At 59.2% G+C, this 12,908-nt stretch carries 7 protein-coding genes; 5 read left to right on the top strand and 2 right to left on the bottom strand.

The genetic code is table 11. The annotated features are described in order from the left end of the window. Positions 1 to 337: 337 nt before the first annotated feature. Positions 338 to 1,279, top strand: coding sequence for an aldo/keto reductase (locus tag V5E97_RS17080; protein ID WP_406700503.1), 942 nt, complete (start codon positions 338 to 340; stop codon positions 1,277 to 1,279). Positions 1,280 to 1,575: 296 nt separating this feature from the next. Here the strand turns inward: V5E97_RS17080 and V5E97_RS17075 are convergent, their stop codons facing one another. Further along, positions 1,576 to 1,989, bottom strand: a complete 414-nt coding sequence (locus V5E97_RS17075) for a hypothetical protein (protein ID WP_406700502.1) — start codon at positions 1,987 to 1,989, stop codon at positions 1,576 to 1,578. Positions 1,990 to 2,521: 532 nt separating this feature from the next. Beyond that, positions 2,522 to 3,649: an RNA-guided endonuclease InsQ/TnpB family protein gene (locus V5E97_RS17070; protein WP_406700501.1), complete on the bottom strand. Its 1,128-nt coding sequence runs from the start codon at positions 3,647 to 3,649 to the stop codon at positions 2,522 to 2,524. Positions 3,650 to 4,536: 887 nt separating this feature from the next. Between V5E97_RS17070 and V5E97_RS17065 the strand changes: the two genes are divergently transcribed. From V5E97_RS17065 to V5E97_RS17050, 4 genes are all read left to right on the top strand, one after another. After that, positions 4,537 to 5,778 carry an efflux RND transporter periplasmic adaptor subunit gene (locus tag V5E97_RS17065; RefSeq protein WP_406700500.1) on the top strand — a complete coding sequence of 414 codons (1,242 nt, stop codon included), beginning with the start codon at positions 4,537 to 4,539 and terminating at the stop codon, positions 5,776 to 5,778. A 64-nt stretch (positions 5,779 to 5,842) separates the two neighbouring features. Next, positions 5,843 to 9,181 (top strand): efflux RND transporter permease subunit, encoded by a 3,339-nt coding sequence (locus V5E97_RS17060; protein ID WP_406700499.1) that lies wholly within the window; start codon positions 5,843 to 5,845, stop codon positions 9,179 to 9,181. A 97-nt stretch (positions 9,182 to 9,278) separates the two neighbouring features. Further along, entirely contained in the window at positions 9,279 to 9,785 is a 507-nt protein-coding gene (locus tag V5E97_RS17055) for an Rrf2 family transcriptional regulator (RefSeq protein ID WP_406700498.1), read from the top strand. Between the two features lie 118 nt (positions 9,786 to 9,903). After that, the gene (locus tag V5E97_RS17050; protein WP_406700497.1) at positions 9,904 to 12,900 is read left to right on the top strand and encodes a PVC-type heme-binding CxxCH protein; all 2,997 of its coding nucleotides are present in this window, start codon (positions 9,904 to 9,906) and stop codon (positions 12,898 to 12,900) included. The last annotated feature ends 8 nt before the right edge of the window (positions 12,901 to 12,908 follow it).

Raw genomic sequence — 12,908 nt, 5'->3', positions numbered from 1 at the left:
GCGAGCCGTGGAGAAATCGAACTCGCATGACTCAACTCGGCTTATCCGCTCGCCTCTCTATCATAGGGAGAAGACCGGCTGAGGTCGCGGCCACTTCTCTCAAGAGTTTAGGCAATCAGGACGCGTGTTGAAGTTTGTGGCGATTTTAAGGAATTTGACAACTGGGAAGAACGGACCTCTTCGTTTCCATCGGGGATCAATGAGTCGGGACTCTTGCGGCGGGAGCTCCCGTTTCGCGAGGCGATTCGGTCGTCGGCAAGTTGCCACCTTCGACGAGTTCACTTAACCTGAGAGGAGAAACCGAGTCGAGGACTCTGTCGGCCTTGGAGTGGAAGACATGAAAACGTGTATGCTTGGGAATTCTGGCTTGGATGTCGGGCCGTTGGCGTTTGGTGGGAATGTATTCGGCTGGACGATCGACGAGGCCATGTCGTTCCGATTGCTCGACGCGTTTGTTGCGGCTGGTCTCCGGTTGATCGACACCGCCGATGTTTACTCGCGCTGGGCTCCCGGCAATCAAGGGGGAGAATCCGAGACGATCATCGGCAAGTGGCTCAAGCAGAGTGGAAAGCGAGATCAGGTCATCCTTGCGACCAAGGTCGGCATGGGGCTGGACACGGGGGGACTCGCAGGGCCTTACATCAAGCGTACCGTGGAAGATTCTCTGCGGCGGCTACAGACGGACCATATCGACCTCTACCAGTCCCACAAGGACGACCCAGAAACACCTCTCGAAGAGACGCTCGAGACGTTTCATGGCTTGATTCAGCAGGGGAAAGTGCGAATGATCGGCGCCTCGAACTATTCGGCGGAACGATTGGCCGAGGCACTCAAGGTGAGTCAAGTCAACGGCCTGACCGCGTACCAATCTCTTCAGCCCGAGTACAACCTCTGCGAACGGGCTGGATTCGAGGACGCACTCGAACCCGTCTGTCGCGCGGCGGGTCTTGGTGTCATTCCCTACTATTCACTGGCCAGTGGATTCCTCACCGGAAAGTATCGCTCGGAAGCGGATCTCGCCAAAAGTTCGCGAGGGCAGGGGGTCAAGAAATACCTGAACGACCGCGGTTTTCGAATTCTCAAGGCGCTTGACGACGTGGCCGGTCGATACTCTTCGACGCCCGCTCGGGTCGCGATCGCCTGGCTGCTGGCACAGCCAAGCGTGACGGCCCCCATCGCCAGCGCCACCTGCGTCGAACAACTCGACGATTTGATCGAGGCTACGAGGTTGGAACTCGACGGCCCGGCGATCGACCTCCTGAACCATGCCAGCGTTTAGCGGCTGACAGGCCGCCCGGCACACGACGGGATTCAGCCGAACCAAAGCGTCACGATCTTCTCACCGGCGCTTTCCCCTTGGACCCGTGCCCCCCGCCCGCAATTCGATTTTCCGTTCAAGTGTCGATGGGGCGCCCGCTGTCTTAGAAAATTCGATTCCACTTGAATCCCTTCGAGAACGGGAGAGGGGGGGGCACGGCCTCATGACCGTTGTCATTCTCAAGCTCGAGCCGCCCACTCGGTTGCAATCAACCGAGGTCGCCCAGAAGAAATCAAGAGCAAGTCCATGATTGCCTGTTAGCTCTCATCCTCAGAGACAAGGTGGTCGGCCACGACGCCAAGCGGAAAAGCCGTGGGCTTTCGCGCCCCTTGGGCTTCCACGATCCAACCGCCATCCATTTTCGGCAATCCGGGGGCTTCGATTAAAGGAGTCAGACGGAGCAAGAATGAAACATAATGGGGTTGCTCCGTCTCGTAGTCGGAGGTCTTGTCCTTCCACTCCTCTTTGTGGTCGGGATCGTTGTTCGGATCCCCGGCGCATTCGTTCTGCAGCCAGAGCGGGAATTCCATTCCGGGCCGGGTTCGCCTGAAATAGGCGCCCAGGGCTTCGTCCGAGTTTGTGGCGGCCAGACAACTCGAGCCGTTGACGCCGTGCAAGTAGGTATAGACCTCGGCAAGGTACTCACCCGGAGGCACGTCGAGGACACGCATGAATTCCTCCATGTCTTCGCCCCAGAGAAATTCCGGGCCCCTCCAACCACGACAAGCCGTCCGTCGGGCACGCGAAGTTTGGTGACGACCTTCCCAACCCACTCGTCCTGCTCCTGCGTTGACAGCGGCTCGTCGAGAACGATCCGGATCACAAACGAGTCATCCTGGTAAAGGCTGAACGGCAGGAAAACTCCCTTTTTGACAGCCTTGAGCCAGTCTGCATCACCGGACTCGACATCGGAAAACGCTCCTCCGCTCAGTCCTTCTGAAGTGATCATGAATCCAGTCGCTTCGTTGTAGACGTCGAGGTCCACTCGGCTCATAGGGGCTGGTCCTTTCCCGGAGAGAATGATTTGGTCCTGATCACGTCAGGCGGATGAAATCGGGGAGCCTGAAGTTACCCACCTACGTTACTGGGAATATCGACGCTGCGCATCAAAATACCAATATCGACACAGCTTTCCTTGAAGGATCGGTGAGTCCCTCGGGGCCATGAAGGTTGGAGATCCCAACGAGTTGACACTCCCCACGTCTAAAGGCGGGGGATTCTCGGTTCGACACCAACAGCCTCGATACGAGGTCTTACACTGGCTCCCCGAGCGTTTCGACTCTCCGTCTGCCCGACGGCGAGCATCCTCAACCCTTCGTCCCTGATGTTGCACGCGGCGAGGAAGTCCCGCTTGTGATGGGCCCCGCATTCGCAATCCCACTCCCGATCTTTGAGCGTGAGATTGCCATTGAGGGCGCCGCATGCGTTGCACATCTTCGACGAAGGGAACCAGCGGTCGATGACCACCAGATGTTTGCGGTTCCACAGGCACTTGTATTCGAGCTGACGGCGGAATTCCCCCCACGAGGCATCGGTCACGCTCTTGGCCAGCTTGGTTCTCGCAAGGCCCTTCACGCTCAGATCCTCGATGCAGAGGCCGGCATGCTTTCCAACGAGTTCTGTGGACAACTTATGCAGGAAGTCGTTCCTTTGGTTGGCGGTCTTCCGGTGGATGCGAGCCACCTGGATTCGGGCCTTGATCTTCCGCTTGCTCCCCGGCTTGCGGCGGGAAACGGTTCGTTGCGCCTTGCGAAGTTTCTTCTGAGACTTGCGGAAGCACTTCGGGGCCGGGATCGGCTCCGATCCATCGGAGAGCGTGGCGAAGTCGATCAAACCCAGATCGATGCCGACCGACCGTTCCGGAGAAGGCGGCGACAGAGGTACGTCCGGCATCTCGAATTCGGCCGTGAGGCTGACATACCACTTGCCATCGACGGAACGGCGGAACGTGGCGCTTTTGGTCGGCTCATCGACGGGCTGGCTCTGATAGATGCGGACGGGGCCGATCTTGGGGATGACGACCTTGCCGTCGACAACCTTGACCCGCTGGGGGATGCGGAATCGCGCCCGGTCTCGCTTCCGGTTCTTGAACCTGGGGAACTTCGCCTTCATCCTCGGGTTGAAGTGGTTGTCGTAGGCTTGATACAGATCCTTGAGCACCTGTTGCAACGCCTGAGAATCCGCGTCCTTGAGCCACGCCGTCTCGGACCGGGTCTTCAGTGCGGTCAACTCGGACGAGAGGCGCTCATCGGGAGCGTCTTTCCGAATTCCGGTAGTGCTCTTTCCGTCGCGAAGCGCCCAGTTCCAGACCCACCGCCGAGCACCAGCCATGCGGTTAAGAGTATGGGCCTGCGCTTCGTGGGCTTCATCCGGAATCGGTAGACTTTGCGATGCTTGGCCATGACTGTATTGTAGTTGTGTTGTGTTCACAAATCAATAAAATTCACGCCTTATATCCCCACGGATAAATCCGGGGGCTTTACGGCTAATCCTCGGTAAACATCCCCCAAAAAAAGATGATCCGAGCCCAGCGGATCACCGCTTGGAGGAAGCCCAAAGATTTCCAGGCAGGCTTATCCACTCTCGAGTCCTCGAGTTCTAAAACTCTTTCCGCGCCCCAGTTGACTTCATCCTGATCGTAACTACTATAGTTGCGAATCAGAGAGCGACGGCTGGCTGCTTACCGCCGCTCGGTGATGGAAGTAGCCCCGGCCGGGGGGTGAGACCTGTTGGAGTCGACCTTGGATTGCATCACAACGCATGGGTCGGTGATTGGCACCCGTACTTCAATTCTGGATGAGACGGGTCGATCCTGGAAATCATGATTAAGCTGCTTGGGCATCAAATTTTTTCTGAACTCGATGATTGACGCCAAATCAGCTGATGAGCAATGAATCAAGCAAGATTTTGTTGCAAGTCGGCGGCATTATGGATTATTGATTGACAGCGTGCTGATACGTTGAATGCCATATCCGGATGGTTTCGCCCCGCGTGGTTGGGCGAAATCAGAGGGATTCCGGACGAAACTCCGACCGGATTGAGAACCTTCAGGACCTGTTGCCATGATTCATCATGACGGTCGCTCCACGCGCCTTGCGAGTCGCGTTCCGAGCTTTTTCGTTGCTGTTTTCACGATGTTGGCATTGGCGGGTTGCCAGAAACCAGTGACGCCCACTCCGCCTCCTCCGCCGACGGTTGGCATCGTTGAATCAAGGCGTATGAGTATTCCGGTCCTCGTGACACCGAACGGGACGACCCGCGCACTTGAAGACGTCACGATTCGCGCCCGAGTCCGCGGGTTCCTGACCGAACGCCATTTTGACGAGGGGGCGTTCGTGAAGAAGGGCCAGCTACTCCTCGTAATTGATGAGGAACCTTACAAAATCGCCCTTCTCCTGGCGCGAGCTCGGCAGGCCGAGGCCGCCGCAGCGCTCAAGAAATCGGAAGTTTCGAAGGGGCGGGAGGTCGCGTTGGCCCAGCTCGAACTCGACCGTGCGCAACTTCTGTTGGCAAATATTCAGGAACGGAGAAGTCGGTCGCTGCTGGCTCGCAACGCCGGCTCGAGCGAAGAGTTGGATAAAGCCGAGGCCGATCGCAAGAAGTGGGAGGCCCAGGTTGAGGCCGATCGCGCAAATCAGGAGCAGGCGAATGCGGACTTCGAGGTCGGGATCGCGTCGGCCCGAGCCCAGGTTGAGGCTGCGAATGCCACGGTTCGCGATGCGCAACTGAATCTGGGATATTGTCGGATGGTCGCGCCGATCGATGGCAGGATCGGCGAAGCGAAGGTCAAGGTCGGTAATCTCGTTGGACCTGACTCGATGGGGGGCGGAAGTTTTTCCGACCTGGCGACCATTCAGCAACTTGACCCGATCGGTATCGACGTTCGGCTGAGTTCGCGCGACCTCGACCGGACCCGGGAGTTGATCGATCGAGGGCTTTCCGTCCGCCTTGCCCGTTCCGGCTCGACAGGGGAGCTTGAATTTCCCCAAGTCGGAACATGTTACTTTATCGACAACACCATTGATGAGACGACCTCAACCTTTCTCGCCAAGGCGCGGATGCCCAATCCCGAAGGCAAACTCTTGCCGGGCGAATACGTCAAGTTGCGGCTGGTTGTCGACCGCATCGAGAATGCCGTCGTCGTCCCTGCGCCTTCGGTGACCGAGACGGAGGCGGGCACCGTCGTTCATGTGGTGGATGGGACAGGCAAAGTGGCCGTTCACAGGGTCACCGCTGCACAGACGTACGAAGGCATGCGGGTCATTTCCAGTGGGCTTGATTCGGGCGTGTCGGTGATCGTCGAGGGGCTGCAATCGATCCGCCCTGGCATCGTTGTCAAGACCGCGCCGGCGGCCCTCACGCGGGAGGGTTCCCAGAGTTCGAAGGTGACGTCCGCGTTCTCCACCGGTGAACACACGAGCCAGGTGGAATCCCCACGGACAGGTCGACCGAAGTCTTGAGCCGGGAGACAGGCTTCCGGTCTGCGACCCATCCCGCACTCTTTTAGGAAAGCCTCGACGAGCCATGGTCGACTTCTTTATCCGCCGGCCGATCTTTGCCACTGTGTCGGCTCTCTTGATGCTGCTGATCGGTGGGATCTGCGCTTTCCTCCTGCCGATCGCGCAGTATCCGCAGATCGCCCCACCCCAGGTGCAGGTGACGACGACCTATACCGGGGCCGATGCCCTCAGCGTGGCCAGAACGGTGACCACGCCGATCGAGCAACAGATCAACGGAACCAAAGGGCTGATCTACTACAGTTCCGACAGTACCAGCAACGGCGTGTCGAACATCGTGGCCACGTTTGATGTCGGCTACTCTCAAGATATGGCCGCCGTCGACATTCAAAACCGGGTCCAGACAGCGCAGGCGCAGCTCCCTCCGGAGGTCAAGCAGTACGGCGTTTCGATCAAGAAGACGTCGACTGACATGGTCTGCGTCGTCAACCTGATCTCGCCCGATGGCCGGTATGATTCCAACTTCCTCGACAATTACGGCCAGATTTATGTGGCCGACGTGCTCAAGCGAATCAACGGAATCAGCGATGCCACCGTAATCGGCCGTAAGTATGCGATGCGAATCTGGATTGATCCGGACCGCATGGCCAATATGCGCATCTCGCCCTCGGAGGTCATTCAGGCAATCCAACAAGAGAACGTCCAGGCGGCTGCCGGCAAGATTGGGGGCAGGCCCGTTCCCAATGGACAAGACTTCGAACTCCCCATCACGGTGAAGGGCCGGCTCGAGAAGGCGACAGAGTTTGAAGAGATCATCGTCCGCCGCAACGACGACGGGTCGATCGTCCGGGTCAAGGACATCGCCCGCGTCGACCTGTCGTCTGAGAATTTTGAAACGTCCAGTTATATTAGCGGTAAGCCGGCCGGTGGCATTCTGATCTACCAGTACGCCGACGCGAACGCATTAGCGATCGTGTCCCAGGTCCGCGCGGAGATGGATCAGCTCAAGAAGAGCTTTCCCGACGGACTCGATTACAAGATCGTGTACAATACAACGGAGTATGTGCACGAAAATATCAGCGAGGTCGAGCACACGCTGCTCGAGTCGTTCGCCCTTGTGATGATCGTCGTGTTCATTTTCTTGCAAGGGTTTCGCGCAACGATCATTCCGATGCTCGCGATTCCAGTCTCGTTGGTGGCCACCTTCGCGGTGATGGCCGCTCTCGGTTTTTCGATCAATTCTCTGACGCTCTGCGGCCTGGTCCTGGCAATCGGCCTGGTGGTCGACGATGCGATCATCGTGGTAGAGAACGTCGAGAAGTATCTGCATCGGGGACTCGCGCCGCTCGAAGCCACTCGCGCGGCGATGGCCGAGATCACGACTCCGATTGTCACGATCACCCTTGTTCTGGCCGCCGTCTTCGTCCCGGTCGCTTTCATGCCAGGTATGACCGGGAAGCTGTACAACCAGTTTGCGATGACGATTGTCATCTCATTCGTCTTCTCGGCGTTTAACTCCCTGACGTTCAGTCCGGCGATGGCGCGTTTGTTCCTGAAACCCAAGCATGGCGAGACCAAGTTCTTCCTCTTCCGCGGGTTCAATGCCGGTCTGAGCTGGATCGAAAACTCTTACGACGCGGTGCTCGAGTTTACGGCCCGCCACTGGTGGACGATTGTCGCGCCATCAGTCCTCTTGCTTGGTCTGACCGTACTGATGCTCGCCGGTCGGCCGAAGGCGTTCATCCCCACAGAAGACCAGGGCTACTTGCTCGTCGTGGTTCAGACACCTGATGGAACGAGTGGTGAGACGACCGCGCGGGTCCTCAAACGCGTCGAAGCGATCTGCCGGGACGTCGAGGGGGTGCGGGACACCGTCTCGATCGAAGGCTTAAATGTGATTAATTCTTCGAACCAGAGTAACTGCGGCGTCATTTTCCCTGTCCTTGAAGAGTGGTCGCATCGAAGGACTCCAGGTCTACGTGCTCAGGGCCTTGCAGGCACCCTGCAGGCGAAGGTGGCCGCCGAGATCCGCGACGCACAAGTGCTCGTCTTGCTGCCGCCGGCGATTCGAGGCTTGAGTCCGACCGGTGGGTTCGAGCTCATGATCGAGGACCGATCGGGCAAGGGAGTCGATGCGCTGCAACGTGTTGTCGACAAGTTCCAGGACGAGGCCAGAAAACGCCCGGAGCTCGCCGGCGTTTTCTCCACTTACTCGGCCCGTGTGCCCCAACTGAAGTTCGACGTCGACCGCACCAAGGCCCGTCGGCTCGATGTGCCGATCTCTGACGTGTTCGCGGTCCTCCAGGCGAACCTCGGCGGTTATTACGTGAATGACTTCGACCTCTACGGCAAAGTCTGGAAGGTCATGATCCAGGCTGAGGGGGGCGTACGATCGAAGCCCGAGGATATCCAGAACCTTTATGTCTTGAACCGCCAAGGGAAGCGGGTCCACCTGAGCTCACTGGGGGATGTCCGCTACGCTCTGGGGCCGATCGACGTTCCGCACTATAACCTTTACGCCTCGGCCAAAATCAATGGCGGACCCGCTCCAGGTTTTAGCTCGGGCCAGGGCCTCGCCGCCATGGAGGAGGTCGCGGCCCAGGTGCTCCCCGACGGTTTCGGTTACGAGTGGACGGGGTCGACCTTTCAGGAGCAAAAGACGGGGAACCAGGCCACCTATATCTTCGCGCTCTCTGTCGTCTGCGTCTTCTTGTTCATGGCGGCTCTCTACGAGAGTTGGATCCGGCCCCTGGTGATCATTCTGACGGTGCCACTGGCCATGTTTGGAGCCGTCGTGGGCCTCTGGCTCTACGACATGCCGCTCGATGTCTTCGGGCAAATCGGCCTGGTGATGCTGATCGGCCTGGAGACGAAGAATGCCATTCTCATCGTGGAGTTTGGCGTTGAAATGCGGCAGAAGCATGGGATGTCGATCCTCGAGTCGGCCAAGATCGCGTCTCGGGAACGGTTGCGGCCGATCCTCATGACCTCGTTCGCCTTCGTCATGGGAGTTCTGCCGATGGCCCGAGCCACCGGAGCAGGGGCCTATAGCCGCAATTCTCTGGGCATCGTGATCGCGTTCGGAATTGCCGTGAGTACCGTCCTGGGTCGGTTCGTGATTCCGATCTATTACATTCTGGGCGAGCGACTCATCGATTGGTACTCCGGGAAAGGTAACAACGTCAAGGAGTCCCACGACCCAACCCACAGTCACGAATCGGCGAGCGGGGGACTGCGACCGATCTCGCCGTTGGCCACCTTATCGGTGACGTCGACCGGACTCGGAATCTTAAAAAACGAAGCAGTGGGAACCCGACAATCAGTGGGACCTTACCATCCCTCCGGTTTCGAGGGGCCTCGATCTCGCGATGGAGTGCTTCATCGCGAAATCGAAGAGACGCACTAACCTGCGTGAATTCCGAGGCGCGGGACGACCCCCGGGCTCGTCCTGGCCTCGGCTGCCTCCTCGATCTCTGTCTGTTTCGGGTCCGGGGTTGATGGCCATGTCGACCGCATTTAAGCTGATGGCCAGTGCGTCGCTCAACAATCCGATTTGCTCCAGCCCTGAACAGAACGCGAGAGGTGTCGAGTTGAGCTCAAAGCTGAGCGTCGGCATCCACATCCTGACCGTACTCGCCTTGAAGCGAGGCAATGCCCTGACTTCGGAATTTATCGCCGAGAGCGTGAATACCAACCCGGTGGTCATCCGTAGGTTACTGGGCCTTTTTCGCGCGGCCGGTTTTGTTGAGTCCAAGACAGGCGTCGGGGGCGGCTGGTTACTAGTAGCCAACCCCGCGGAGATCAATCTCCTCGAAGTCCTCCGGGTGGTCGAGCCGCGGCATCAGATGTTTGCCCTTCACCATAGCGAACCGAACCAGAAATGCTTCGTGGGCTGCAATATCCAGAAAGTCTTGATGGAAATTTATGACGAGGCATGGGAGGCGATGGCCAAACAGCTTGAGCGGTCGTCGATCGCGAGTGTCACGGCAACGCTCCTGGACCAGATGTAATTCTGGACAGAATTCCATCACGTGACGGCAGGCACGTCGCTACCGGCTTGATCTCGCGGCGGCGATCCTCGACGATCTCGAAGACCGAAACGAAACCAGGCCATCGAGGACATGAACGATGCTCAGTTGGGGAAGGCTCGCGATTCCGAGGACAGTGGCATTGATCGCAGGGATGACGGTCGGGACGATTCGTGCCGAGGAACCCCAACCGCGTCCCTTGCCCCTCGCCCAGGCGGCGCAGAAGATGACGCTGCCAATGGGCTATAAGGCAACCCTGTTCGCAGGGGAACCGGACGTTCACCAGCCGATTGCCTTCACGATCGATCCCAAGGGGCGGCTCTGGGTCGTCGAATGCTACTCGTATCCGATCTGGCTCGGCGGTCCGCAAAAGAAGGACCGTGTGATCATCCTGGAGGATACCGACGGCGACGGTCAGGCCGACCAGCGCAAGGTCTTCTACGAGGGTGGAACGAGCTTGACCGGAATCGCACTCGGCTTCGGTGGCGTCTGGCTCTGCGCCACACCGAACCTGCTCTTCATCCCGGATGCCGACGGCAATGACATGCCTGATGGCCCGCCCGTCGTCAAACTCGACGGCTGGGATGTCAAGGCTCAGCACAATATGTTCAATGCCTTGAACTGGGCCCCTGATGGCTGGCTCTGGGGCTGCAACGGAATTCTGTCGAACTCGCTCGTTGGTAAGCCTGGTACGCCGAATGAGAAACGCACGGCGATCAACTGCGGCGTCTGGCGATATCATCCGACTCGGGAGGTCGTCGAAGTCGTCGCGCACGGCACGACGAATCCTTGGGGGCTCGACTTCGACGAGCGGGGTGAGGCGTTCATCACCAACTGCGTCATCCCTCACCTCTTTCATGCCGTTCCTGGAGCCCGCTTCCAGCGAATGTTCGGTCAGGACTTCAACCCCTTCAGCTACGAGTTGATTCCCACCTGTGCGGATCATGTCCACTGGGACACCACGGAGAAGTGGAGCGATATCCGACGGATTGGCGTTACGCGAACGACCGATGAAGCCGGCGGCGGCCATGCGCACGTCGGGGCGATGATCTACCTCGGGGACAACTGGCCCGACGCGATGCGCGGGTCGGCCTATACCTGCAATATCCACGGCCATCGTGTCAATCGTGACAAGCTCGAGCGGTTGAAATCAGGCTACGTCGCTCGCCACGAGAAGGATTTTCTTCTGGCGAACGACAACTGGTTCCGTGGTCTTGACCTGAAGTACGGTCCGGATGGAGGGGTGTACCTGACCGACTGGTCCGACACAGGGGAGTGCCACGAAAACGACGCTGATAACGCTCACCGCGAAAATGGCCGGATCTATAAAATTACTTTCGGAGAGACGAAGCCGGCGAAGCTGGACCTGTCCCAACGGAACGACCGGGAGCTGGTCGAACTTCAGAGTCACAAAAATGAGTGGCAGGTCCGAACCGCGCGCCGGCTGCTTCAGGAGCGGGCGGCGTCGGGCAAGGACGTCTCGGCCGCACGGACCCAGCTCGAAGCGCTGCTCAACGCGGATCAGGCCGCACCTCTGAGGCTTCGGGCACTTTGGTCGTTGAATGCCATTGGCGGGAGCATGGAGGATTTGCTTACCGGCTTGCTTGGCGACGCCCACGAAGATCTTCGCTCCTGGGCGGTTCGGTTCCTCGTCGATGAGAAAACGCCCTCGACCAAAGCTCTGACGCGCTTTGCTGAAATGGCGAAGTCGGACCCCTCGCCCAAGGTCCGGTTGACGTTGGCCTCCGCCCTGCAACGGCTGCCGGTCGAGACGAGATGGGGAATCGCCGAGGGACTGGCCTCTCATGCTGAGGATGCCGAGGACACGCCGCTGGTCCTCATGACCTGGTATGGCATCGAGCCACTGGTGCCGGCGGATCGAGTTCGGGCGGCGTCGCTAATCGAACGCGTGACGATCCCGAAGCTGAGGCAATTCCTCACCCGCCGGATCATCGCGGCCGATTTGGTGCAAGGCCTGGCGGTCCTGTTGCCGAGGACTGAAACCACCGACGACATCACGCGGCGCGATCTTCTGTCCGGCATGCGCGAGGCGCTTCGCGGTCACAAGCAAGTCCCGGCTCCCGAGGGTTGGGCGAAGCGATTCGAACTCCTTTCCCAGAGCAAGGACGCCTCGGTCCGCGAGCAGGCCGCGATGCTCGGTCTCTTGTTCAATGACCCGAATGCGATCGAGAAACTGCGATCGACGCTCGAATCGAAGTCGGCTGAAGAGGGCGAGCGTCATCGTGCACTCGAGGCGCTAGTCGAGCGCCGAGTGGCCGGGCTGGTGCCTGTCTTACAACGGCTCCTCGACCATCCCTCATTGCGTTCTCCGGCGATCCGCAGCTTGGGGGCGTATGACGACCCGGCGATTGCTCCGAGTCTGCTCAAGCGCTATCCGACGCTCAGTGAGACCGATCGCGATGATGTGGTCGCCACGCTCGCCTCGCGGCCCATCTCGGCGAAGGCGCTCTTGGAAGCGGTTCGAGAGCAAGTTGTGCCTCGCCGAGACATTTCGGCAACAGTCGCCCGCCAAATCCTTGCATTCAATAATGTGGCGTTAAACAAACAATTGGAGTCTGCCTGGGGCACGCTTCGAGGGACCTCGGCCGACAAGGCCGCGCTGATGACCAAGTACAAAGCCGCGCTGGCGGCTGACGCCGGCCGCACACCCGACGCGAGTCGTGGCCGGCTCGTCTTTAACAAAGCGTGTCTCCAGTGCCATAAGCTGTTCGGGGCCGGAGGTGATGTCGGGCCCGAGTTGACCGGCTCCGACCGGGCGAGCATCGACTACATCCTGGAGAACGTGCTCGATCCCGGGGCGGCCGTCGGACGCGACTTTCAGCTCACGACGATCGCCACGACCGATGGCCGGCTTCTGAGCGGGATCATCCGAGAGCAGAACGAGGCGTCGATCACCGTTCAGACCGCCAATGATCGGCTCATCCTCCCCCGTGAGGATGTGGACGATCTCAAAGTGTCGAATGCCTCAATGATGCCCGAGGGCCTGCTCGACAAACTCTCGCCCGAAGAGGTCCGTGACCTCTTCTCCTATCTGTCCGCCCCGGCGCAAGTGCAGCCGGCGGAAGGGCGGGACTAAAAGGGCCA

This window comes from Singulisphaera photorubra, assembly GCF_045290345.1.
In the GTDB taxonomy this organism is placed as follows: domain Bacteria; phylum Planctomycetota; class Planctomycetia; order Isosphaerales; family Isosphaeraceae; genus Singulisphaera.
This window is presented reverse-complemented; position numbering and strand designations above follow the sequence as displayed.